The organism is Gilliamella sp. B2828 (assembly GCF_026537125.1).
In the GTDB taxonomy this organism is placed as follows: domain Bacteria; phylum Pseudomonadota; class Gammaproteobacteria; order Enterobacterales; family Orbaceae; genus Gilliamella.
In genome coordinates this window covers 19,386-43,383 of sequence record NZ_JAFNMU010000012.1, presented here as the reverse complement: position 1 = coordinate 43,383, position 23,998 = coordinate 19,386, and the positions used below count along the sequence as shown (strand labels likewise).

The following is a 23,998-nucleotide window of genomic DNA, read 5'->3' as shown; positions in this document are numbered from 1 at the left end:
TCATGAAACACTATATAGTACTTTTATTATTGCGAAAATTGATATATTTACAATACTATGTTGCATAAATTGCAACATACTTGCTAAGTTACACACTTTCTTTTACTCTAAGCCACTTTCAACTCACCTATAAATCATTATGGATCCACGTTACAAGCAAGCAAATAAAGAAGCTAAACTATCGCTGTTATTAACTATTCTTTACCTTATTGGGTGGATGGTTTGTGCTTATTGCGTCAGTGATAGCATTGGCTTTTTAGGGTTGCCTTTATGGTTTGAACTATCTTGCATGATGGTCCCTTTAGGTTTTATTTTATTGTGCTGGATCATTGTGAAATTTCTATTCAAAAACATCTCATTAGAGCAAACTAAGTGATTAAAAAATGCATTTAGATATTATTTTACCTCTAGTTATTTATCTTATTTTTGTCTTTGCATTATCCATTTACGCTTATGCAAAACGAAAAAAAGTTAATCAATTTACTGATTATTTTATTGGTAATCGAACCATGGGCGGTTTTTTACTCGCTATGACCTTAGCTGCCACTTATATTAGTGCAAGTTCATTTATCGGTGGTCCGGGGGCGGCCTATAAATATGGACTTGGATGGGTATTGTTGTCGATGATTCAAGTGCCAACGGTCTTACTTTCTTTAGGAATTTTAGGTAAAAAATTCGCTATTTTGGCGCGTAAATATAATGCGATAACCTTAAGTGACATGCTTTATGCACATTACAAAAGTAAAATCATCGTTTGGTTTGCCAGTATCGCATTAGTGGTTGCTTTTGTTGGGGCAATGACTGTGCAGTTTGTTGGTGGCGCCCGTTTATTGGAATCCTCAGTCGGCATTCCATATGACATCGGATTACTAATTTTTGGTGTTGGTACCGTCATCTACACCGCTTTTGGAGGCTTTAGAGCAAGCATTTTAAATGATGCTTTCCAAGGTTTAGTAATGATTATAGGTGCAATTTTGCTGTTAACTGCTATTATTTATTCAGGAGGAGGAGTACCAGCGATTATTCATCGTTTAAATGAAATTAATCCAGCGCTTTTAACACCACAAGGCCCTGATAATTTTATGGACTTTCCTTTCATGGCCTCTTTTTGGATACTAGTTTGTTTTGGTGTGGTTGGATTACCGCATACTGCTGTGCGTTGTATGGCATATAAAGATAGTAAAGCTGTGCATCAAGGTATTATAATTGGTACGGTTGTTGTAACCATTATTATGTTAACAATGCACCTATCAGGCGTACTTGGGCGTGCTATTATTGACGATTTAACCATTCCTGATCAAATCGTCCCAACTTTAATCATTAATGTAATGCCGCCATTGGCTGCTGGCATCTTTTTAGCGGCACCATTGGCTGCAATCATGTCAACAATTAATGCTCAATTATTACAGGTTTCATCGGTGTTAATAAAAGATCTGTTTTTAAGCATAAAACCGGACACTCATTACACTGATAAGATGTTAACCCGTGTATCAGTTATCATTACTATTATTTTTGGTGGATTGCTTATTTTAGCAGCCTGGAATCCTCCCGATATGATTATTTGGTTAAATTTACTGGCATTTGGGGGACTTGAAGCTGTATTTTTATGGCCCTTGGTGTTAGGTTTATACTGGAAAAATGCCAATGCAACAGGTGCATTATGCTCCATGTTTGCTGGTGCTATTAGCTATATTTTATTAGCAGTTTATAACATTAAAATTTACTCTTTCCATCCAATTGTACCTTCACTGATTATTGGATTATTTGTTTTTATCATTGCCAATATGTTTGGCAACTCGGGAAAAAATTATGCCTTGGATTCAACTCAGAATTAATACGACTAACGAATTTGCAGAAGAAATTAGCGAACGACTAGAACAATCTGGCGCGGTATCAGTCACATTTCAAGATACCTATGATAACCCTGTTTTTGAGCCATTACCTGGTGAAACAAAACTTTGGGGAAATACGGATGTAGTGGGTCTTTATGATGCTCAAACCAATACAGATGAATTAAAGGCTGTATTAAATCTTGAGCAATATTCCTATAAAATTGAACCATTAGAAGATAAAGATTGGGAACGTGAATGGATGGATAACTTTCATCCTATGCAGTTTGGTGAGCGACTTTGGATTTGCCCAAGTTGGCGTGATGTTCCTGATCCCAATGCGGTTAACGTCATGTTAGATCCAGGTTTAGCATTTGGTACTGGTACGCACCCAACGACTGCATTATGCTTAACATGGCTTGAAAGTTTAGATCTGAAAAATAAATTAGTTATCGATTATGGTTGTGGTTCTGGTATTTTAGCTATCGCAGCACTAAAATTAGGCGCAAAACGTGTAATTGGTATTGATATCGATCCTCAAGCAATTCAAGCTAGCCATGACAACGCACAACGTAATCGTGTGGATGACAAACTTGAACTCTATTTAGCTAAAGATATTCCTGATAATTTACAAGCAGATGTCATTGTAGCTAATATTTTGGCAGGTCCTTTAAAAGAACTCGAACCCCAAATAAATAAACTTGTAAAATCTCATGGTGAACTCGGCTTGTCTGGTATTTTGGCCTCTCAATCATCAAGCGTTTGGAGCGCTTATCAACCACATTTTGATTTAGATCCTGTCGTTGAACAAGAAGAATGGTGCCGAATTACTGGTAAAAAAAAGTAAAAAATTAACATTACCCCCTTTTAAGTTTGTGAAAAAATGCGTAATATAGCCGCCCTTAATTTGCTAAAAATTGGTGAAATTAAATTAAAAAATAATTTAATTGCTGCACCAATGGCTGGAATCAGCGATAAACCATTTCGGAAATTATGTTATCGATATGGTGCAGGAATGACAGTTTCAGAAATGTTTTTAGCAAATTCAGATGTTTGGCATACTGATAAATCCACTTTGAGAATGATCTCAAATGATGATGTTGGTATTCGTGCAGTACAAATTGTTGGGTCTGATCCTGATGAAATGGCAAAAGCTGCGGAATTTAATGTCAAACATGGCGCTCAGTTGATTGATATCAATATGGGTTGTCCAGCTAAAAAAGTTAATAAAAAGTTAGCCGGTTCTGCATTAATGCAGTATCCAGAACTAATAAAAAAAATTTTGCAGAAAGTTGTCGGTGCAGTTGATGTACCGGTAACATTGAAAACGCGGACTGGATGGAATAAAGATCATAGAAATTGCATTGAAATAGCACAAATAGCTCAAGATTGTGGCATAAAGGCTATTACTATTCATGGAAGAACCCGTGCTTGCTTATTCAATGGCGTGGCAGAATATGAATCAATCAAGGCAGTAAAGGAAAAGGTTACGATTCCGGTTATTGCTAATGGCGATATTCGTACACCAGAACAAGCAAAAGAAGTTTTTCAATATACGCAAGCTGATGCTATAATGATCGGCCGAGCGGCACAGGGTCGACCTTGGATATTTGAAGAAATTGCATTCTATCTATCACATGGACAGTTAAAAAAAAGTAAAAGTATTGATGAGGTAGAACAAGTTGTTTTATCACACCTTGATGAGCTTTATCAACTTTACGGAGAATATAAAGGATTAAGGATTGCCAGAAAGCATGTAAATTGGTATACCAAGGATTATGCTGATAGCGATCAATTCAGGCGCTTATTTAGTGTACTTAGCAATACAAGTGAGCAAGTTAAAACACTAATAGCATTTTTTAGTCAAATTAGAAACAACCAAAAGAGTTAAGAATACTATGTCAGAACAACGCGTTACAGCTGCAGCACTTAAATTTACAACTGTAAATTCGCAGGATCAAATAACACAAAAGCCATTGCGAGATTCTGTTAAGCAAGCTTTGAAAAACTATTTATCTCAGTTAAATGGTGAAGATCCTACAGATCTATATGAATTAGTGTTAGCTGAAGTTGAACACCCATTCCTTGATATGGTTATGCAATATACACGCGGTAATCAAACTCGTGCAGCAAATATGCTTGGCATCAACCGAGGCACGCTTCGTAAAAAATTAAAACAATATGGAATGAGTTAATCGTTCTATTTGATAGATTTGCAATATTTTGAAAACGCCTATATGTTGGGCGTTTTTTATTGCGATAAAACAATTTAAAATCAAGCAAAATGCTATTTTTTAAACAGTAATATTGACACTATCCTTTCTTTTTTTCAAAAACGATATTAAGTCACTGTGGACATACCATAAAAAGAATTATCCTGAATAAGATCACACATACCAATAAATGATATCAAATTCATCAAAGCGATGGGCATTTAGAATGATAGGTAAATATCTATTGTGGATTTGAATGGCGTTTCATACATTTCACTAACAAACCATCTATACGTTTTGATGAGCCTTCTTCCAACTGATAAGAATTTCATGCAATGCTTATCAATCCAACTGGTGCTCTCAATCATTATTAATGCATTGCAAAAATTCCTTTAATTAACCAATTATATGATTCATATAAGTTAATATTTTGATTTTTAGAAAATAAAATATTTCTTAAAAGATTGGTCATTATAACAATAATGTTGTCATTGATTCAGAATTTCAACTCACTTATTAGTATAACTTATCATCATATTGATAATGAATTTTTAGTTAAAGTTTGCTAAAATACACCGATTTTAAATTATTTATCTGGAGAATTTTATGGCAGGTCATAGTAAATGGGCCAATACCAAACACCGCAAAGCAGCACAAGATGCAAAACGCGGTAAAATCTTTACCAAAATTATTCGCGAACTTGTAACTGCAGCTAAAATCGGTGGTGGCGATCCAGCGTCTAACCCTCGTCTACGTGCTGCTATGGACAAAGCATTATCTAACAATATGACACGAGACACCATGAATAGAGCTGTTGCTCGTGGTGTTGGTGGCGAAGATGATACTAATATGGAAACGATCATCTATGAAGGTTATGGACCAGCAGGTACTGCGGTAATGGTTGAATGCTTAAGTGACAATCGTAATCGTACTGTATCTGAAGTTCGCCATGCTTTTACCAAAACTGGGGGTAATTTAGGTACTGATGGTTCTGTTTCGTATTTATTCACGAAAAAAGGCGTTATCTCATACCCAGCAGGGACGGATGAAGATCAAGTAATGGATGCAGCTCTTGAAGCTGGAGCAGAGGATGTTGTTACCTATGATGATGGTGCAATTGATGTGTTCACAACCCCAGAATCATTTGGTGAAGTTAAAGATGCCCTTGATGCAACAGGTTTAGTGTCTGAAGCAGCAGAAGTATCAATGATCCCATCAACTAAAGTTGATCTTGATATTGAATCTGCGCCTAAATTACTTCGTCTTATTGATATGCTTGAAGATTGTGATGATGTTCAGGAAGTTTATCATAATGGTGAAGTTTCTGACGAGGTGGCAGCAACGCTCTAATGGCCATTATTCTTGGCATCGATCCCGGTTCTCGTTTGACAGGTTACGGAGTAATTCGTCAAACGGGACGACAACTTACCTACCTTGGCAGCGGATGCATTCGTACTGCAGTTGATGATCTTCCCAACCGTTTAAAACGCATATATGCAGGTGTAAGTGAAATTATACTACAATTTCAACCTGATATGTTTGCTATTGAACAAGTCTTTATGGCACGTAATGCTGATTCAGCCTTAAAATTAGGCCAGGCTAGAGGTTCAGCCATTGTCGCAGCAGTAAATAATAACTTACCCGTTTTCGAATATGCAGCACGCTTAGTCAAACAAAGTGTGGTTGGAACGGGTGCAGCCGACAAAAAGCAAGTACAGCATATGGTAAAATTATTACTCAAGTTACCTGCCAGTCCTCAGGCCGATGCAGCAGATGCATTAGCTATAGCCATTACACATGCCCATATGTGTCAACAATCAATCAAATCTTATCAATAAATCAGTTCTTACATCGTTCACTGCGTATGACCTTAACAATAATAAAAAAAACCATTCTTAAGCTTAATCACTCCTAACATATTATTAAACTCAATAATTAATTCAATCCTGACTGATAACGTGCATAAAAAAAGCACCAATACTATTGGTGCTTTTAAAATACATGGATAATATGTTATCTATTATCAACTTTTATCGGTGTTACCGCTATAGTTAGTAGGTAAAACGACTTTATTCTTATGTTTAGTAAACAGTTTTGTTACAAACAAGAAGAACAATGGAACATAGAATATTGCTAAAAATGTTGCCGTTATCATACCACCGATTACCCCAGTACCTACCGCATTTTGGCTTGCAGATCCAGCCCCGCTATTTAGCGCTAATGGTAACACACCTAAAATGAATGCAAATGATGTCATTAAAATTGGACGTAAACGTAAACGACAAGCTTCTAACGTTGCATCAATTAATGATTTACCTTCTTTTTCAAGTGCATCTTTGGCAAATTCTACAATCAAAATAGCATTTTTAGCAGATAATCCCATTGTAGTTAATAGACCTACGATAAAGTAAATATCATTATCAAGGCCTCTAAACATAGTGGCATATACGGTACCAATAATGCCTAATGGGATAACAAATAGGATTGAAATCGGCACAGTCCAGCTTTCATATAAAGCCGCTAATGACAAGAATACAACAATGATTGAAATAATATAAAGTGTTGTCGTTTGAGAGCCTGTTTGACGTTCTTGATAGGAAATATCTGTCCAGTCAAATGAGAAACCTTTAGGTAACTTTTTAGATAATTCTTCCATTACAGCCATAGCTTGACCAGAACTCATGCCTGGCGCAGCTGAACCACTCACTCCCATTGCAGCTACACCATCGTAACGAACAAGCGAAGGTGAACCATAACTTTTGGTTGTGGTTGCAAAAGCATCATAAGGGACCATTTCACCTTTTTGATTTTTTACATGCCAAAAACTGAAATCATCAGGTAGCATTCGATAAGCCGCATCAGATTGTAAATAAACTTTTTTAACACGGTTATTATAAACAAAATCATCAATATAAGCAGAACCTAATGCGGTTGAAAGTACCGTATTAACACTACTTACCGCCACACCAAGAGCTTGAGCAGTTTCAAAATCCACATTAATTTTATATTGTGGAACATCTAACATACTGCCTGGACGAACTTGCTGTAATTGAGGTTCATGCGCGGCCATACCTAATAGTTGGAAAAAAGCACCCATCAAAGCATCATGACCAAGACCAGCAGAATCTTTTAACATATAAGAGAAACCATTAGCCATACCAAGTGATGGTACTGCTGGTACATTGGCGATAATTACACGACCTTCAGTTATCGTTGATGCAAATCCCCAACCACTGCCAACTAATGCATCCACTTTTTGATCAGGACGTTTACGCTCATCCCAATCTTTTAATCGGATAAAGCCAAGCCCCATGTTTTGTCCACGGCCAACCATACTAAAACCAGCAACGGTGAAGATTTCTTTTACTGAATCGGCTTTTTGTGTCATATAGAAGTTAGAAGTTTTATCCAGCACTCCCATCGTTTGTTCTAATGTTGAGCCTGGTGGTAATTCAACCAGCACAATCAATACACCCTGATCTTCATTTGGCAAGAAACCCGTTGGTAATCGGTTGAATCCAAATACTAAGCCCACAACAATCAAGACATAGCAAACAAATGAAATAACTGGGTAACGTATAAACTGAATCACACCTTTTTCATAGGCATGCAAACTTTTGTTGTATAAATTATTAAATTTATTAAAAAACCATTTTGTCCCAGCTGAGCACCAACAAAATGGAGCGATAGTGACAAGTTTTTCACCAAACGTTTTTTTCTTAACTTTATTTTTTGATGGCGCTTTTAAAATTTGTGCGCAAAGTGCAGGTGTTAATACAATTGCCACCAACACAGATAGAGACATCGAAGTTACAATGGTAATAGAGAACTGGCGATAAATTCCCCCAGCAGCACCACCATAAAATGCCATTGGTACAAATACAGCTGAAAGTACAACGGCTATCCCTACTAATGCAGAAGTGATTTGTTCCATTGATTTAACGGTTGCATCATAAGGGGATAGGCCTTCTTCATGCATAATACGTTCGACGTTTTCAATAACTACTATGGCATCATCAACTAAAAGACCGATAGCAAGGACCATTGCAAACATAGATAACGTATTGATAGTAAATCCACAAATGTATAAAACTGCAAAGGTACCTAACAATACAACAGGTACTGTAATAGTTGGAATGAGTGTAGAACGAAGGTTTTGTAAAAATACATACATTACGATAACAACCAAAAGAATTGCTTCGATCAATGTATGAATTACGTTATTAATGGATAATTTAACAAACGGTGTTGTATCGTAAGGATACGCAAATTTAATGTCTTCAGGAAAAATCTGAGACAGTTCCTGAATCTTTTTATCAACTTGTGCTGACGTATCTAATTGGTTCGCACCGGTTGCCAAATAAATACCTAAACCAGCGGATGGTTTACCATCATAACGCGAAAGAAAGTTATAATCAGCGGCACCAATTTCAACCGTTGCCACATCTTTTAATAAAACATTTGACCCGTCAGTATTAACACGGACTAAAATATTTTGAAATTGCTCGGGTGTTTTTAAACGTGATTGAGCCGTAATAGTGGCATTGAGCTCTTGCCCTTTCGTTACAGGTAAAGCACCGAGTTGCCCTGCTGTTACCTGCGCATTTTGCGCTTGAATAGCAGCAACGATTTCTTCAATAGATAGATTGAAATAAGTCAGTTTGTTTGGATCTAACCAAACACGCATTGCATATTCCGAACCAAATAACTGAGTGTCTCCAACCCCTTGAACACGACGAATAGGATCTTGTACCGTTGAATAAATGAAGTCGGCAATATCCGCCTGCGTTTTTTGAGGGTTAGTAGAATAGAAACCGATAACTTTCAGGAAGTTAGTGTTATTTTTAGCAACCGACACCCCATTTTTTTGAACGCTTTCGGGTAAACGTGATTTTATACTTTCTACTTTATTTAAAACCTGTACTTGTGCAAAATCTGGACTCGTACCAGGGGCAAAGGTTAATGTAGTTTGTACCACACCTTGAGCACTACTGGTTGATTTCATATAAATCAAATTATCCAAACCCGTCAAGTTTTGTTCAATTAATTGCGTAACAGTGTTTTCAATAGTTTGCGCATCGGCACCCGGATAAACCGCAGAAACAGTCACAGCAGGAGGCGCTATATCAGGATACTGCTCAACAGCTAGTAGCTTAATACATAAAGCACCGCCCAGCATCATCATGATAGCAATTACCCATGCAAAAACAGGTCTATCAATAAAAAACTTAGCCATAATTAAATCTACCCCTGTTTTATTTCACATTGTTTTTGATGATGTTATCTAACTGTTCTTGAGAAAGAGTAGCAGGCTCACCAACAACTTCTGCTTTCATAGGCATACCAGATTCAACAGCAGTTAAATTAAGTAGACCTGTAGTAATAATTTGTTCACCAATATTAATACCACTGGTTACAATCCAATAACCACTGATTCCAGTATAAACTTTAATATCTTGACGATACTCAACCGTATTATCTGGTTTTAATATTTTGGCAGTATATTGACCTTTTTGATTACTCGTAACACCTTGTTGAGGAACTAATACGGCATTTTTAATGGTTCCTAATGTCAATTGAGGTTTAACAAACATACCCGGTAAAATTTTACCTTCACTGTTTGAAAATTGAGATCGTAACGTTACTGTTCCAGTTGTTTCGTTCACAGTCATATCTGAAAATTTAACATTACCAGGTAATGCGTATTTTGAACCATCATTAAAAAACAGTTCTACATTATCCCCTGTGGCTGGCTCATAAATGATGTTTTCATCTTGAAGATATTTATTATAACGTGTCGCTGCTTCCGTCATATCAACATAAATGGGATCGAGTTTTTGCACTAATGCAAGTGGTGTTGCTTGTCCTGCTGATACTAAAGCCCCTTCAGTCACACTTGATTTACCAATATAGCCATCAATTGGTGAGTATACTTTAGTATAATCTAAATTAACTTTAGCAGTATGTTCTGCCGCTTGCGCAACCAATACGCTGGCATCAGCTTGTTTAGCATCAGCGGCCGCTTTATCGTATTCTTGTTGGCTTATCGATTTTGTTTTTAATAATCCAGCATAACGTTTTAAAGTAAGTTGTGCGATATTAGCATTAGCCTTTGCACTTGCTACACTAGCAACGGCACTATCATAATTTGCTTGATAAATAGCAGGATCAATTTGATAAAGTGATTGACCGGCTTTAACATTTGAACTTTCTTCAAATTCTCGATTCAAAACAATTCCACCAACTTGTGGTCTTATTTCTGCTATTTGTGATGCAACAACCCGCCCTGGTAAATTGATTTTCAGTGTGTAATTTAAAGGCTCTACTTTAAACACAGTTACCTTGGGTAATTGGCCATTACCATTTTGTGACTGATGATTATCACAACTGGTTAATAACAATAGACTAGTTAATGCCATTGGCAGAGTAAGTAACAACTTATTAAATCTCATATAAGAAAGACCTCGGTAACTTAATAATTATTTAGATAACAATGAATTAAATTTTTAAAAAATAACGAGCGATTTTACAAAAAAAATACAAAAAATGTAAGTATCTTTACAGGTTAATAGCACAGAGTTCTAAAAATAACAAAACAGGAATATGATAAAGAAATAAACGATACTGTTAAATATGATTCTTTTAAGAAATAAAGTATTATAGGCTAATTGGGTTTTTGTGCTATAAAAAAGCCAAAATAAAATGCTATACTAGCAATCTGTAAAGGAAGTATCGTTCAAGTGGTTTCAATTTACATTTGTTGTACTCCGTAATCATTTTATTCAATTTTTCTTAAGATTGAATGATTTGACTCTATATTCAATTTAATTCTGAGATGGTTATTATGGATAATTTACGTATTGTTCTAATTGTTGTTGCGTCCTTAGTCATTATAGCTCTATTGATTCATGGGTTTTGGATCAATAAAAGAGAACTTTATTCTTTTGGTTCGGAAAAACAGAAAAAAAATCAAAAAAATGTCCAACAAAATGAAAATAACTTCATTGATACAATCGAAGATGACGTAATTCTAATCACTCGAAATAAAAAAATTAGTGAGCACGAAGATCATACACCTAAAGAGCCGGTTGAGGAAGTACCACCTCAGCAAGAAGAGTTATTTGTAAATGAAGATGAAGAACAAGCTATGGATGAAACCAACGATGATCCGAAACCAATCATCAAAATAAACAACGATTCTTTCGACGATAAAAAATTACAAGAAAAAAAACAACCACAGCAAACTACTCAACATAACGAAGAAAAAACAGATAATCAGCAATCACGAGCAAAAGACACTAAGACACAGAAAGGTAGTTTAAATAAATTTGACGAAGACAATACCGAAATTATTATTCTCAATATAAAAGGGATTAATGGTAAATTATTACAAGGTGATGTACTCCTAGCAAGTATTATGCAATCAGGTTTCCAGTTTGGTGATATGAGAATATTTCATCGTCATGTTGATCCCGCAGGTAATGGTCCGGTACTGTTCAGTTTAGCCAATATGGTCACTCCTGGATACTTAGATCCTGAAACAATGCATGAATTTACAACGCCTGGTGTATCTATTTTCATGGTTGCACCTACCGAAGGCAACAATCAACAAAATTTTAAATTAATGCTACAAACAGCCCAGCGTGTCGCTGATGATGTTAATGGTGTGGTTTTAGATGATGAACATCGTATGTTAACACCACAAAAAATTGATAGTTACAAAAATCGCATTAAAAAAGCCTGCAACGAAATTTAATCGCAAAAACTTTCTACTATTCTTTAACAAAATGCCACCAACTCCATTTGGTGGCTATAAACAAAAATTTATATAATGCAATGATTAATTGACTTAATAACTGCATGTTTCATTAATTAAGCAATTTTGATGATTTCCCTAAAAGCTATCTTTTAATTTAAGAGCCTATTATCATGCCACTATCAACTAAAACAGAACATTCAGCCAAGAAACCTGAATCGATTAAAGATGTCACAGAACAATTGACTTCATTACGCAATCTAATCAGACATCATGAGTATTGCTATTACGTACTTGATGCGCCTGAAATTCCTGACTCTGAATACGATAAATTAATAAAACAACTGCAAACGATAGAGCAACAGCATCCAAATCTGATCACAACTGACTCTCCCACTCAACGAGTTGGCGGCGCTCCTTTAGCTCAATTCGACTCGATTAAACATGAACTGCCGATGCTTTCACTTGATAATGTTTTTGATGAATCGAGTTTTATCGCCTTTAATAAGAGAGTTAAGGATCGTCTTCATTTAAGTGAAAATGAACAAGTTGAATATTGCTGTGAATTAAAACTTGATGGCTTAGCGGTAAGTATATTGTATGAAAATGGAAAGTTCTCAAAGGCTGCAACGCGTGGCGACGGCACAACTGGAGAAGACATCACCGCAAATGTACGGACAATTAAAACCATTCCTCTGGTGTTAATGGGTGAAAATATTCCTAGGCGCTTAGAAGTACGGGGTGAAGTCTTTATGACTCATAAAGGTTTTACCAAACTTAATGCTGATGCAGAAAAACGAAACGAAAAAGTATTTGCCAATCCTCGTAATGCCGCCGCAGGTTCATTAAGGCAATTAGATCCTAAAATTACTGCTAAAAGACCATTATCATTCTATTGTTATGGTGTTGGTATTGTTGAAGGATCTTCACTACCTGATACCCATTATGATCGTTTAATGCAATTCAAAGCTTGGGGATTGCCTGTGAGTGAAAAAGTAGAAAAACGACAAGGCGCCCAAGCCGCTTTAAGCTATTTTAAACAAATTGGCGAACAGCGCATGTCATTGGGTTTTGATATTGATGGTGTTGTCATTAAAGTTAATAACATTGAATTACAAAATGAACTGGGCTTTGTTGCACGTGCACCACGCTGGGCAACGGCATTTAAATTTCCAGCACAAGAAGAAGTGACGCAATTAAATAAAGTAGACTTTCAAGTCGGGCGTACAGGAGCAATTACACCAGTTGCAAGACTTGAGCCTGTTTCTGTTGCTGGCGTTATTGTCAGTAACGCTACACTACATAATAGTGATGAAATAGCCCGATTAGGTATACGCGAAGGTGATTATGTGACAGTGCGCCGAGCTGGTGATGTGATTCCTAAAATTGTCGCCGTCTTATTAGATCGAAGACCTAAAGAGACAAAAGAAATTGTTTTCCCAACTCACTGCCCTATTTGTGGTTCACTAATTGTTCGAGACGAAGGACAAGCAATTTCACGCTGTGCAGGTGGATTAATTTGCCCAGCACAACGCAAAGAAGCTTTAAAACATTTTGTCTCTCGACGAGCAATGAATGTAGATGGGATGGGTGACAAGATTATTGAACAATTAGTCGATAAAGATTACGTTAGAACCCCAGCGGACCTGTATAAACTTAATATTCCTACCCTATGTTCATTAGAAAAAATTGGTGAAAAATCGGCGAATAACTTATTGAATGCGCTAAATGCATCTAAAAACACCACATTAAGCCGATTTATCTTTGCTCTTGGTATTCCTAATGTTGGTGAAGTGACTGCGGAAAATTTAGCCAACCAACTTGGCAGTTTATCCGCAATCGAAAATGCCTCTCTTGAGCAACTGCAGACTGTAAATGATATTGGAATTGTGATTGCGGAAAGTATCATAGATTTCTTTCAAGAACCCCATAACCGAAAAGTAATTGAGCAATTAACCAGTGACGACATCAATGTACACTGGCAAGATATTACTCCTGACGCACAGACAACTATTGTTGATTCGCCATTTGCAGGTAAAACAATAGTATTGACCGGTACGCTATCAGTGTTAACCCGAGATGAAGCAAAAAATAAACTAAAACAACTGGGCGCGAAAGTAACAGGAAGTGTATCTAAAAATACCGACCTTGTTATAGCCGGAGAAGCAGCCGGTTCTAAGTTAGATAAAGCCCAAGAACTTGGTATTAAAGTCATCGATGAGCAAGAAATGTTAAATTTACTTACTCAATTATCATAAAAAATATTGGTTGTCGAGATTAATTTGATTAAAATACCGAAAACCAATGAAGGAAAAAATTATGCCATTACTAGATAGTTTTAAAGTGGATCACACGAAAATGAAAGCACCTTTTGTTCGAGTAGCCAAAACTATGGCAACGCCCAAAGGCGATAGCATAACAGTGTTTGATCTGCGTTTTACCATTCCCAATAAAGAATTGTTACCTGAAAAGGGAATTCATACTTTAGAGCATTTATTTGCCGGATTTATGCGTGATCATCTTAACAGTGAATACATTGAAATTATCGACATTTCACCAATGGGATGTCGTACTGGATTTTACATGAGTCTCATAGGTAAACCGGATGAATTGTTCGTTGTCGATGCATGGTTAAAATCTATGCAAGATGTTTTAAAGGTGACATCGCAAAATCAAATTCCTGAACTGAATGAGTACCAATGTGGCACCTACAAAATGCATTCATTAGATGAAGCCAAAGCCATTGCAGAAAAAATTATCCAATCAGGTATCGGTATATGCCATAATGAGGCAATCGCATTAACCGATGAACAGCTTGCCAAAATGAATGACTAGGAGAATTTTATGCCAAATGTAGTTATCGACTTTTTGGAAGGTCGCACAGTAGAACAAAAAAGAGAAATGGCAAAACGTGTAACCGCAGCTATCTCTGAAACGCTTAACTGTAAACCAGAAGCAGTACAAATCATTATGCATGAACTATCAAAAGATCAGATCGCTAATGGTGGTATATTGCGCTGTGATAACGATTAATCATAACGATGATTGAATAAATCTTTATTTTTTCGTTTGTTAAATATTAAAACCTCAAAACATCATGATTTTTGAGGTTTAGCTAATTTAAATTGATATTTTTTCAGTCTGATTTGGCTAATGATTGCAGTTGCCATGATGTAAATGCAATAAATGCCCCATTTTATTCACTTTTGTTTCTAAATAGTGTTCATTATTTGGGTTTTCTCCAACTTCTAATGGCACTCTTTGAACAATTTTAATACCTGACTGTTCAAGCACTTTTATTTTTTCAGGATTATTAGTTAATAAACGAATTTGCGAAACTCCAAGCAAAGTTAATATATCGGCACAAAGGGTAAAATCACGTTCATCAGCGGCGAAACCCAATTGCTCATTGGCTTCAACCGTATCAAAACCTTTATCTTGCAGTGCATATGCTCTGATTTTATTGAGTAAACCTATATTCCGACCTTCTTGACGATGATAAATTAAAATTCCGCGACCTTCTTTAGCTATTTGCTTTAAAGCTGATTCTAACTGAAAACCACAATCACAACGCAAACTGAATAAAGCATCCCCAGTTAAACACTCTGAATGAATTCTAGTAAGAACTGGAGTATTGCCGGAAATTTCACCAAACACTAAAGCCGCATGATCTTTCCCTGTTGCAATTTCTTCAAATCCAACGATAGTAAAACATCCCCATGGTGTTGGTAATTTTGCTTGTGCAACATGTTTTAATTGCATTATCATCTCCGTTTAAATAAAACATAAATAGACTTTTAAAAAAAGCCATCTTCCATGCTAAACTATTTAGCAATGAGTGTTAAATTGAGTCTATAAATGGGGTTTGTAATAAAAAAAACAATGGCTACTCTTGCCATTATGTTAATAATACCATTAGTTATTATAGCCATAAATTGGCATTGGCAACCAGAATCATTAAATGATACATCAAAATATTTTTTCTATATAACAGAAACTGCCAGTTTTCCTTGGGCGATGATGACATCGACTGTTTTTTTTATAATATTTTGTTGTTTATTAACAAATAAAACAATAAAAAAGATGATTGCATTATGGTTTTGTCTTGTTTGTGCAATATTAGGTGGGCAAATAGTCAAAACCATTATAAAATCTCAAACAGCAGAATCACGACCTTATGTACTTTGGATGACAAAAGAATTTCATCTTAGCGATAAGCAATTTTATTTGTTACCTAAATCAGAAAAACAACAATTTATTTCTGAAAAGTTGAATAATTCAAAAATCATTCCAAATTGGTTAAGCAAGCATTGGCAAAGTGAAACAGGTTATTCCCTACCTTCTGGACATACTTTATTTTCAGCAACATGGGCATTTCTTGCAATCACTTTATTAGGATTTAGACGGCATTATATTATTGTTACTGCAATTATTGTATGGGCATTACTAATTGAGATCAGTCGACTCGCACTAGGTATGCATAGCCCAATTGATTTATTATTAGGTATTTTACTCGCTTGGGCCATTTCATTAATATGCTATTTTTATTCACAAAAATGGCATATAGTAGAGAGATAATTTTTAACTGACATTTGATAAAGATGTTTCAATTGATATAGACGTTTAAGTAAAATTAAAAAATATAAAGGTCATTATTATGAAATTTGTTCTATCCATTGTATTAATAACTATTATTTTCACTATCTCTATTGCATTAGGTTCATTTAATGGTGAAGTAGTGTCATTTAATTATTTGTTTGCTAAAACCGAACTCCGGTTATCGGTTCTTTTGGCCATATTTTTTGGATCAGGTTTTATTGTAGGTACAATATTAACAGGAATTTTTGTCATAATTTCTAAGCTACAACATTCATCCACTAAGCGAAAATTAAATAAGTTACAAAAAAAAATGGATGATAATCTAACTGATCATCAAAAATTAAATTTAACTAAAAATACTCAAGAATAAATATTATGTTTGAACTGTTATTTCTGTTGTTACCTATTGCAGCCGCCTATGGCTGGTATATGGGCGACAGAAATGCAAAGCAAAAATACATCAATCAATCTAATCGATTGTCACGCGAATATGTAGATGGTCTTAATTTTCTTTTGTCTAACCAGCAAGATAAGGCAGTTGATCTATTTTTAGATATGCTTAAAGAAGATGAAGGCACGCTTGAAGCTCATCTAACCTTAGGTAACCTATTTCGCTCACGAGGTGAAATAGATAGAGCCATTCGAATTCATCAAGCATTAATGGAAAGTTCTTCGTTGACATTTGAACAACGACTTTTAGCCATTCAGCAATTGGGTCGGGATTATATGGGGGCAGGACTTTACGATCGTGCAGAAGAGATGTTTTTGCAACTTATCGATGAAGAAGACTTTCAACAACATGCTCTACAGCAACTCATCATTATTTATCAATCCACCAGTGAATGGATTAACGCAATTAATGCAGCAACAAAACTGGTCAAGCTAGGTAACGAAAAATACAAAACATACATAGCTCAATTTTATTGCGAGTTAGCATCCCTTGCAATTGCCAATGATGACCTTGATAAAGCGTTCAACTTATTACAAAAATCTTCAATAACAGATCCAAATTGTGCACGCACATCATTAATGTTAGGTCGAATATTATTAGTTCAAAATAAAACAGAAGAAGCGATTGAATCACTTAAACAGATTTTACAACAAGATAAAGCCTTCATTGGTGAAGCATTACCTCTTTTAAATGAGTGCTATCACAAGTTAAATAAACAAGACGAATTTCAAAAATTTTTACAATTGTGTGTTGATAAAGACACGGGTAATGTTGCTGAACTCATGTTAGCTGACATTATTGAAAAACAAAAAGGTCTTGATTCAGCCCAATATTATATGTATCGAGAGTTATTAAAACATCCTAATTTAAAAGGATTTTACCGTCTAATGGATTACCATGTAGCTGATGCAGAGCAAGGGAAAGCTAAAGAAAGCCTGTTATTGTTACGTAATATGGTTGGTGAGCAAATAAAAGCTGTACCGAATTATCGATGCCAAAAATGTGGTTTTACCGTGAATACTATCTATTGGTTATGCCCTGCTTGCCGTTCCTGGTCCACAATAAAACCCGTCCGTGATTTTGAACAACATTCCCAAAAATAAAAAGAGATTATTATGTTTTTAATTGATTCTCATTGTCATTTAGATAGTTTAGATTTGAAAAATAAAACCATTGAAGATGTCTTACAGCAAGCGATGAATAATGATGTTAAACATTGCTTAAGCGTGGCAACAACACTGTCTGGCTATGAAGCAATGAAACATCTACTTATGCCATTTAAAAATCAATGTTCCTTTTCATGTGGCATTCATCCTCTCAATCTAGAGGATGAAAAATATGACGCAAATCGCTTTCAACGCTTAGCTCAAGAAGATAATGTCGTCGCTTTAGGTGAGACAGGTCTTGATTACTATTATCAGCAAGACAATTTAGAACTACAACAAGAAAATTTTAAAGAACACATTCGGTTAGGTCGAAAACTCAATAAGCCTGTGATTGTTCATACACGTAATGCAAAACAAGATACGTTAAGAATACTAAAAGAGGAACATGCCCATTCTGGTGTATTACACTGTTTCACAGAAGATATCGAGACAGCAAAGCAGCTATTGGATATTGGTTTTTACATCTCATTTTCAGGTATCATTACCTTCAAAAATGCCGAAGCGTTACGTGAAGTAGCAAAATATGTACCGCTCGACCGTATTTTAGTTGAAACAGATTCGCCTTATCTTGCTCCTGTCCCTTATCGAGGAAAAGAAAACCAACCAGCATATGTGCGAAAAGTCGCTTCTTATTTATCGGCATTAAGAGGTGTAAGTTTAGAAGTGATAGCCAAACAAACAACCGACAATTTTTGTCAATTATTCAACTTACAAGGGGTGTTAAATGAACAATAAATTGAATATTGATTGGGACGATTTTTTAACAAACTATTGGCAAAAAAAACCGGTGATATTACGTCAAGCATTCAGTCACTTTCTGGATCCCATCACCCCTGATGAACTTGCTGGATTGGCAATGGAAGAAGAGATCGAAAGCCGTATTGTGACCAACAAAAATGGTAAATGGGAGGCAAAATTTGGTCCTTTTGATGATTTTAGCCACTTAGGTGAGGAGCATTGGAGTTTATTAGTTCAAGCAGTTGATCACTGGCACGAACAAGCAGCAGCTTTAGTTCAACCATTTAAATGTATCCCACAATGGCAGTTTGAAGATCTCATGATTTCTTATGCTACGCAAGGCGCTGGCGTAGGTCCACATATCGATAATTACGATGTTTTTATTATTCAAGGTATGGGATGCAGACGTTGGCAAGTTGGCGATCGCAATTCTAATTATCGACAATTCAGTGCTCATAAAGCATTATTACATGTTGAAGATTATCATCCAATTATTGATGAACAGATCACTTCTGGCGATATTTTATATATTCCAATAGGTTTTCCGCATAATGGGATATCAATAGGTGAATCATTAAGTTATTCTGTTGGTTTTAGAACGCAAACTTCACAAGAAATGCTAAGTGGCTTTGCTGATTACATCATTGATAATTTACCAAAGGGTATTTTTTATCAAGATCCAAATTTAAAGTTACCTGAAGATCCCTACCGAGTACAACCGTATGAATTAACCAAATTACAAAATCAAATCATTGATTTAATCAAGACACCTGAGCTTTTTAATGATTGGTTTGGTAAACACATTACCTTACCGATGCACGAACTCAATATTGTTACTGTTGAACCGCCTTATGAATATGAGGAATTCAAATCAATTTTACAAACAAGTGCACAATTATCTCGTGTGCCAAGTATCCGAATTCTCAAAATTGGCGATTTTGGCTACATTCATGGTGAAAAAATAAATTTACCTATGTCCGTTATTGATATGCTTTGTCAAAACGAAATACTCGGTTATGAACATTTACAAAGTGAAGAAACACAACAAGTATTACTTAATTTTGTCAATAAAGGTTATTGGTATTTCATTGATGAATCATAACATCATTTATCTGCCGATAATAAAATCGGTGGATAAAACAACCTTTTTAAGCTTTAGACTTGGCTTTTTATAAGTTTTGAGTATATACTTGCCCCGCTTTAGAGTACCCTCCGTTTAATGGCATATTAAACATCACAAAATGTTAAATTTTAGCAAAAATCTATTTTCAATTACTAGAGGTATACATGAAAACTGAATCAAACTCAGTCAAGCAAGTTGAAAGTGAACAAATAACACTCTATCAAAAGAAAACACTTTTCGCATCGACTGTCGGTTATGCATTAGATGGCATGGATATGATGATTTTAGGTGTCTGTTTTAGCCTTATTTCGGTTACCTTTAATTTATCCAAAACCGATCTAGGAACGTTAACATCTGTAACCCTGCTTGGTGCGGTGTTAGGTGGCATTTTATTTGGTGTATTAGCGGATAAATATGGTCGAGTACGCGTCTTTTCATGGACTATATTAATCTTCTCTTTATTTACCGGATTATGTGCCATATCACCTAATTATGAATGCTTCTTGATTTTCCGCTTTTTAAGTGGTTTAGGTCTTGGTGGTGAATTTGGGATTGGTATGACCTTAGTATCAGAAAGTTGGCCAAAGAACAAGCGCTCACGAGCAACATCAATTGTTGCGTTAGGTTTTCAAGCAGGTATTATCCTTTCCACGTTAACCGTCAACTTTGTGGGTGAAGCTTATGGTTGGCGCTGGGCTTTTGCTGTTGGAGTGTTACCAGCCCTGTTTGTTGCTTGGACTCGAAAAGGTTTAAAAGAGCCCGAAATTTGGCAAAATTTAAAAGATCAAAATAAAAATGAAATTGCAATTGGTAAATTATTTAAAACACCAAAAACCACTGCAACCACGATTGGTTTAACTATTGCATGTGCAGTACAAAATTTTGGGTTTTATGGTTTGATGGTTTGGATGCCAAATATGATTGCTTCTGAACTAAAATTACCTTTTAAAGATACAGTGTATTGGACAATTTCAACCACCATTGGTATGTCATTAGGTATTTTAATTTTTGGTTGGCTTTGCGATAAATTTGGACGTCGCCCTTCTTATATTACCTTCCTTTTAATATCAGCAATTTCTATATGGTTCTATTTCCAACAAACGGATATGCTGATATTAATTATCTTTGGTTCAGCAATTGGCTTTTTTGTTAATGGGATGATGGGAGGATACGGAGCCTTACTGGCCGAACATTACCCAACCGATGCCCGTTCAAGTGCTGAAAATATTATTTTTAATGTAGGACGAGGAATTGCGGGTATATCGCAAGTTCTCATTGCTTATTTTGCTACTGTGTATTCAATTAGCTACGCACTAGCCCTATTATCAGCTACCTATCTATTGTCTGCTGCTGCTTTCGTATTTTTAATACCAGAAACGAAAGGTAAGGCTTTAGAATAAGATAATCAATCTAAACAGGGCTACTGCCCTGTTAAAACCCACAATATTGATAATCGTTTAAAATAAATAAACACCCATTTTAGTTAACATTACATGAATCAGGCGTTAATTTGATGCTAAATATTTTTTCGTTGTTAATATAATAATTATGGACAGCACCATTTGGAAAAGCATCTCGAAACTCTTTAATTTGCTGATTATCCGTGCAATAAATATTTTTCAAATTTTCGGTCGTCAATTTTTCTGTTTCAGACATGTGCAATTGGTTTTTAGATACTTTAATACTATATCGATAATTAATCGAATTATCATCTTTAAATACATCAACCAAAGTAGTGACTAAATCAACTTGATAAGGAAGAGATTTCTTCGCCTCACTAATGATCATATCTTGTGTTTGAGTAAGCTTTTCTTCTTCATTTTCTTTTGTTTTTTCACTGTTATCACAACCAAACAATCCTAAGCTTATAAAAACGCACGCTGTTATTTTTATAACTGTCATATTCATTCCTCAATGATTCATATTCCAATGCTATCAAATATTTTATTCATTATATTTAGGTAGATACAACATAGTTTTTATTCATTTCACTAAAAATCCTACGCGAAAAGCAACATATTATTATAGTACGGGTTAACTTCAATCAATAAACCATAACCAGCTAAAAATTGTTTTAAATTAGAAGGATCACAAAAAAACATCCCAATTTTTTAAAAAATGTTTACCTTATTGTACAAAACAGTGGCTAAAACTCAATCAGTATTGACGATAGGATAAAAATAAAAATTGCACGCACTTTGTACCTTATTTAAAGACAAATTTAAATGGAATTTTACCTATAACGCATTGAAAAAATTATTTGCTTATCATAATGATTCGATTTTGAACAAAACAATGTCATTATCGTTACTAATTGAAATAAAAGGGCTTTAAAAAGCCCTTTTATTAACCATGATTAATAGCTGAAAAATTACTTAGCATCACAATCACTAGGTTTTAAATCAAGGGTCAAAACTTTTTCCCCATTTAGGTAATAATTATGACTTGCACCATTTGGAAAGACTAATTTTATAGCATTCATCGTCGCATCTTTACTGCAATAAAGCGTACGCAAACTATTTAAAATATTTCTTTGATTGCCTTCTGTTTGTAACTCATCTTTCGTTATGCCTTTTAAATCATATTGATAACTAATAATATCGTTCATTTTTGTTACATCGACCAAAGTTGAATGTTGATCAACATCTAAAGGTAATTTTAAATTTATACCTTTTATTATGGCATCTTGAGCAAGGCTATAATTACCATCTTTTAGATTATTAAGTGCATCTTGAGTTGCAGATTTTGTTTGTTCATATAATTCTGATACTTTATCACTAACCTTTGAACTCGTTTGCGTAACTTGTTCTTTGATATTATCGGCTGTTGGTTTTGAATTATCACAATTTACTAAAAAAAATCCCATCATTGCCAAAGTTATTACTTTAAAAGTTCTCATTATTTTGCCCTTATTGGTTATAAGTTCCATAATAGTTACTATTAAAATTTTGCATAATAGTAGGTTAATTTAACATAAATGATTACTTATCTAACCAGTAAAAAGACTTTTTCAAGCCTTTTTACTGTAATCAATATTGATTAATTAATGTGCATACCACCTGTAACGCCATACGTTTCAGCTGTGGTATAACTAGACTCTTCAGAGGCTAAATGTACATATACTCCGGCAAGTTCAACCGGTTGTCCAGCACGTTGTAATGGTGTTTGTTTACCGAATTCAGGGATAACTTCACTCGGTTGGCCACCACAGATTTGTAATGGGGTCCAAACCGGTCCTGGTGCTACACAGTTGACACGAATGCCTTTGCTACTTAATTGGTTAGCTAAACCACGAGTAAAAGCAATAATGGCTGTTTTAGTTGCGGCATAGTCTAATAAATTGCCACTTGGTTGATAAGCTTGAACAGAGGAGGTGGTAATAATCGTTGAACCAGGTTTTAAATAACCTAAAGCAGCTTTAGTGACCCAGAAAAGTGAAAAAACATTAATTTCAAACGTTTTTTTAATTTGCTCTGTGGTAAGTTCCATAATATCTTCCACAGCGGTTTGCTTACCTGCAACGAGCGTTAAATTATCTAACCCCCCTAATTTTTGATGTGCTTGGTCAACTAATTTTTTACAAAACGCTTCATCACTTAAATCACCAGGAATTAATACCGCTTTACGACCAACGGCTTCAATAATTTTAGCAACATCTTCGGCATCTTTTTGTTCATAAGGAAGATAATTTATTGCCACATCGGCACCTTCTTTTGCATAAGCAATAGCGGCAGCCCGTCCAATACCTGAATCCCCCCCCGTCACTAACATTTTGCGACCTTCTAAACGACCATGACCTTGGTAAGTTTTTTCACCACAATCAGGAATCGGATCCATTTCACACTGTAGGGCTGGTGCTGCTTGTTTTTGTTTTGGGAATTTACCATGATGGTATTTAGTAAGAGGATTACAAATTTGTTTACTCATTATTTTCTCCTAAGTTAGCTATGCATTTGTACACAAATTCAATATAACTTAAATAAAATCAATTAGTAATTACAAAATCCTATTGTTAAGCCTATTTTATATCTTTAAAATAACCAATTAATTCAATAAATTATATTTAATGACTATAAAGTTTGAATATTTGTTTCTTAAAGCTTAATTGTGTTGCTTAATGTCA

General features: G+C 35.2%; 23 protein-coding genes. 17 read left to right on the top strand and 6 right to left on the bottom strand.

Annotation, left to right across the window (positions count from 1 at the left end; translation table 11 throughout):
- Window positions 1-139 precede the first annotated feature (139 nt).
- The 7 genes from J3U19_RS09920 (at window position 140) to ruvC (ending at window position 5,880) form a co-directional block, all read left to right on the top strand.
- On the top strand, window positions 140-376 hold the full coding sequence (locus tag J3U19_RS09920) for a YhdT family protein (RefSeq protein WP_267346183.1): 237 nt from the start codon (window positions 140-142) through the stop codon (window positions 374-376).
- 7 nt (window positions 377-383) lie between these two features.
- Window positions 384-1,835, top strand: a complete 1,452-nt coding sequence (gene panF / locus J3U19_RS09915) for a sodium/pantothenate symporter (RefSeq protein ID WP_267341854.1) — start codon at window positions 384-386, stop codon at window positions 1,833-1,835.
- Complete coding sequence (prmA, locus tag J3U19_RS09910) at window positions 1,810-2,676, top strand: 50S ribosomal protein L11 methyltransferase (RefSeq protein ID WP_267341853.1); 867 nt, start codon at window positions 1,810-1,812, stop codon at window positions 2,674-2,676. The genes panF and prmA overlap by 26 nt, the downstream gene beginning before the upstream one ends.
- A 36-nt stretch (window positions 2,677-2,712) precedes the next feature.
- A complete protein-coding gene (dusB, locus tag J3U19_RS09905) occupies window positions 2,713-3,720 on the top strand; it encodes a tRNA dihydrouridine synthase DusB (protein ID WP_267341852.1) in 1,008 nt (335 codons plus the stop codon).
- Between the two features lie 7 nt (window positions 3,721-3,727).
- On the top strand, window positions 3,728-4,024 hold the full coding sequence (gene fis / locus J3U19_RS09900; RefSeq protein WP_034883623.1) for a DNA-binding transcriptional regulator Fis: 297 nt from the start codon (window positions 3,728-3,730) through the stop codon (window positions 4,022-4,024).
- Between the two features lie 624 nt (window positions 4,025-4,648).
- Window positions 4,649-5,392 carry a YebC/PmpR family DNA-binding transcriptional regulator gene (locus J3U19_RS09895; protein WP_267341851.1) on the top strand — a complete coding sequence of 248 codons (744 nt, stop codon included), beginning with the start codon at window positions 4,649-4,651 and terminating at the stop codon, window positions 5,390-5,392.
- A complete protein-coding gene (gene ruvC, locus J3U19_RS09890) occupies window positions 5,392-5,880 on the top strand; it encodes a crossover junction endodeoxyribonuclease RuvC (protein WP_267341850.1) in 489 nt (162 codons plus the stop codon). Before J3U19_RS09895 ends, ruvC begins: the two co-directional genes overlap by 1 nt.
- A 185-nt stretch (window positions 5,881-6,065) precedes the next feature.
- On the opposite strand, the gene J3U19_RS09885 is transcribed toward ruvC, so the two are convergent.
- Entirely contained in the window at window positions 6,066-9,278 is a 3,213-nt protein-coding gene (locus J3U19_RS09885) for an efflux RND transporter permease subunit (protein WP_267341849.1), read from the bottom strand.
- Window positions 9,279-9,297: 19 nt separating this feature from the next.
- Window positions 9,298-10,494, bottom strand: coding sequence for an efflux RND transporter periplasmic adaptor subunit (locus J3U19_RS09880; protein WP_267341848.1), 1,197 nt, complete (start codon window positions 10,492-10,494; stop codon window positions 9,298-9,300).
- 392 nt (window positions 10,495-10,886) lie between these two features.
- On the opposite strand from J3U19_RS09880, the gene zipA reads away from it, so the two are divergent.
- The 4 genes from zipA (at window position 10,887) to J3U19_RS09860 (ending at window position 14,831) form a co-directional block, all read left to right on the top strand.
- Window positions 10,887-11,798: a cell division protein ZipA gene (zipA, locus tag J3U19_RS09875; protein ID WP_267346181.1), complete on the top strand. Its 912-nt coding sequence runs from the start codon at window positions 10,887-10,889 to the stop codon at window positions 11,796-11,798.
- Between the two features lie 221 nt (window positions 11,799-12,019).
- A complete protein-coding gene (ligA, locus tag J3U19_RS09870) occupies window positions 12,020-14,056 on the top strand; it encodes an NAD-dependent DNA ligase LigA (protein WP_416380214.1) in 2,037 nt (678 codons plus the stop codon).
- Between the two features lie 61 nt (window positions 14,057-14,117).
- The gene (gene luxS / locus J3U19_RS09865) at window positions 14,118-14,633 is read left to right on the top strand and encodes an S-ribosylhomocysteine lyase (protein WP_267341845.1); all 516 of its coding nucleotides are present in this window, start codon (window positions 14,118-14,120) and stop codon (window positions 14,631-14,633) included.
- A 9-nt stretch (window positions 14,634-14,642) separates the two neighbouring features.
- A complete protein-coding gene (locus tag J3U19_RS09860; RefSeq protein WP_267341844.1) occupies window positions 14,643-14,831 on the top strand; it encodes a 2-hydroxymuconate tautomerase in 189 nt (62 codons plus the stop codon).
- Window positions 14,832-14,948: 117 nt separating this feature from the next.
- Here the strand turns inward: J3U19_RS09860 and ribA are convergent, their stop codons facing one another.
- Window positions 14,949-15,560 carry a GTP cyclohydrolase II gene (gene ribA, locus J3U19_RS09855; RefSeq protein ID WP_267341843.1) on the bottom strand — a complete coding sequence of 204 codons (612 nt, stop codon included), beginning with the start codon at window positions 15,558-15,560 and terminating at the stop codon, window positions 14,949-14,951.
- 96 nt (window positions 15,561-15,656) lie between these two features.
- Here ribA and J3U19_RS09850 point away from each other — a divergent pair, with 96 nt between their 5' ends.
- The 6 genes from J3U19_RS09850 (at window position 15,657) to J3U19_RS09825 (ending at window position 21,275) form a co-directional block, all read left to right on the top strand.
- Window positions 15,657-16,376 carry a phosphatase PAP2 family protein gene (locus tag J3U19_RS09850; protein ID WP_267341842.1) on the top strand — a complete coding sequence of 240 codons (720 nt, stop codon included), beginning with the start codon at window positions 15,657-15,659 and terminating at the stop codon, window positions 16,374-16,376.
- Window positions 16,377-16,455: 79 nt separating this feature from the next.
- Window positions 16,456-16,767: a LapA family protein gene (locus tag J3U19_RS09845; RefSeq protein ID WP_267341841.1), complete on the top strand. Its 312-nt coding sequence runs from the start codon at window positions 16,456-16,458 to the stop codon at window positions 16,765-16,767.
- 5 nt (window positions 16,768-16,772) lie between these two features.
- On the top strand, window positions 16,773-17,951 hold the full coding sequence (gene lapB / locus J3U19_RS09840; protein WP_267341840.1) for a lipopolysaccharide assembly protein LapB: 1,179 nt from the start codon (window positions 16,773-16,775) through the stop codon (window positions 17,949-17,951).
- A 12-nt stretch (window positions 17,952-17,963) separates the two neighbouring features.
- Window positions 17,964-18,749 (top strand): YchF/TatD family DNA exonuclease, encoded by a 786-nt coding sequence (locus J3U19_RS09835; RefSeq protein WP_267346179.1) that lies wholly within the window; start codon window positions 17,964-17,966, stop codon window positions 18,747-18,749.
- A complete protein-coding gene (locus tag J3U19_RS09830; RefSeq protein ID WP_267346178.1) occupies window positions 18,739-19,854 on the top strand; it encodes a cupin domain-containing protein in 1,116 nt (371 codons plus the stop codon). The genes J3U19_RS09835 and J3U19_RS09830 overlap by 11 nt, the downstream gene beginning before the upstream one ends.
- A 185-nt stretch (window positions 19,855-20,039) precedes the next feature.
- Window positions 20,040-21,275: an MFS transporter gene (locus J3U19_RS09825; protein ID WP_267341836.1), complete on the top strand. Its 1,236-nt coding sequence runs from the start codon at window positions 20,040-20,042 to the stop codon at window positions 21,273-21,275.
- Between the two features lie 79 nt (window positions 21,276-21,354).
- Here the strand turns inward: J3U19_RS09825 and J3U19_RS09820 are convergent, their stop codons facing one another.
- From J3U19_RS09820 to J3U19_RS09810, 3 genes are all read right to left on the bottom strand, one after another.
- Complete coding sequence (locus J3U19_RS09820) at window positions 21,355-21,777, bottom strand: hypothetical protein (protein ID WP_267341835.1); 423 nt, start codon at window positions 21,775-21,777, stop codon at window positions 21,355-21,357.
- 469 nt (window positions 21,778-22,246) lie between these two features.
- On the bottom strand, window positions 22,247-22,774 hold the full coding sequence (locus J3U19_RS09815) for a hypothetical protein (protein WP_267341831.1): 528 nt from the start codon (window positions 22,772-22,774) through the stop codon (window positions 22,247-22,249).
- 140 nt (window positions 22,775-22,914) lie between these two features.
- Entirely contained in the window at window positions 22,915-23,802 is an 888-nt protein-coding gene (locus J3U19_RS09810) for an SDR family oxidoreductase (protein ID WP_267341829.1), read from the bottom strand.
- Window positions 23,803-23,998: the final 196 nt, after the last annotated feature.

Excerpts from the sequence above, each read along its gene's own strand:
- J3U19_RS09920 (WP_267346183.1), top strand. The coding sequence starts at position 140 with ATGGATCCACGTTACAAGCAAGCAAATAAAGAAGCTAAACTATCGCTG.
- panF (WP_267341854.1), top strand. The coding sequence starts at position 384 with ATGCATTTAGATATTATTTTACCTCTAGTTATTTATCTTATTTTTGTC.
- prmA (WP_267341853.1), top strand. The coding sequence starts at position 1,810 with ATGCCTTGGATTCAACTCAGAATTAATACGACTAACGAATTTGCAGAA.
- dusB (WP_267341852.1), top strand. The coding sequence starts at position 2,713 with ATGCGTAATATAGCCGCCCTTAATTTGCTAAAAATTGGTGAAATTAAA.
- fis (WP_034883623.1), top strand. The coding sequence starts at position 3,728 with ATGTCAGAACAACGCGTTACAGCTGCAGCACTTAAATTTACAACTGTA.
- J3U19_RS09895 (WP_267341851.1), top strand. The coding sequence starts at position 4,649 with ATGGCAGGTCATAGTAAATGGGCCAATACCAAACACCGCAAAGCAGCA.
- ruvC (WP_267341850.1), top strand. The coding sequence starts at position 5,392 with ATGGCCATTATTCTTGGCATCGATCCCGGTTCTCGTTTGACAGGTTAC.
- J3U19_RS09885 (WP_267341849.1), bottom strand. The coding sequence starts at position 9,278 with ATGGCTAAGTTTTTTATTGATAGACCTGTTTTTGCATGGGTAATTGCT.
- J3U19_RS09880 (WP_267341848.1), bottom strand. The coding sequence starts at position 10,494 with ATGAGATTTAATAAGTTGTTACTTACTCTGCCAATGGCATTAACTAGT.
- zipA (WP_267346181.1), top strand. The coding sequence starts at position 10,887 with ATGGATAATTTACGTATTGTTCTAATTGTTGTTGCGTCCTTAGTCATT.
- luxS (WP_267341845.1), top strand. The coding sequence starts at position 14,118 with ATGCCATTACTAGATAGTTTTAAAGTGGATCACACGAAAATGAAAGCA.
- J3U19_RS09860 (WP_267341844.1), top strand. The coding sequence starts at position 14,643 with ATGCCAAATGTAGTTATCGACTTTTTGGAAGGTCGCACAGTAGAACAA.
- ribA (WP_267341843.1), bottom strand. The coding sequence starts at position 15,560 with ATGCAATTAAAACATGTTGCACAAGCAAAATTACCAACACCATGGGGA.
- J3U19_RS09850 (WP_267341842.1), top strand. The coding sequence starts at position 15,657 with ATGGGGTTTGTAATAAAAAAAACAATGGCTACTCTTGCCATTATGTTA.
- J3U19_RS09845 (WP_267341841.1), top strand. The coding sequence starts at position 16,456 with ATGAAATTTGTTCTATCCATTGTATTAATAACTATTATTTTCACTATC.
- lapB (WP_267341840.1), top strand. The coding sequence starts at position 16,773 with ATGTTTGAACTGTTATTTCTGTTGTTACCTATTGCAGCCGCCTATGGC.
- J3U19_RS09835 (WP_267346179.1), top strand. The coding sequence starts at position 17,964 with ATGTTTTTAATTGATTCTCATTGTCATTTAGATAGTTTAGATTTGAAA.
- J3U19_RS09830 (WP_267346178.1), top strand. The coding sequence starts at position 18,739 with ATGAACAATAAATTGAATATTGATTGGGACGATTTTTTAACAAACTAT.
- J3U19_RS09825 (WP_267341836.1), top strand. The coding sequence starts at position 20,040 with ATGAAAACTGAATCAAACTCAGTCAAGCAAGTTGAAAGTGAACAAATA.
- J3U19_RS09820 (WP_267341835.1), bottom strand. The coding sequence starts at position 21,777 with ATGACAGTTATAAAAATAACAGCGTGCGTTTTTATAAGCTTAGGATTG.
- J3U19_RS09815 (WP_267341831.1), bottom strand. The coding sequence starts at position 22,774 with ATGAGAACTTTTAAAGTAATAACTTTGGCAATGATGGGATTTTTTTTA.
- J3U19_RS09810 (WP_267341829.1), bottom strand. The coding sequence starts at position 23,802 with ATGAGTAAACAAATTTGTAATCCTCTTACTAAATACCATCATGGTAAA.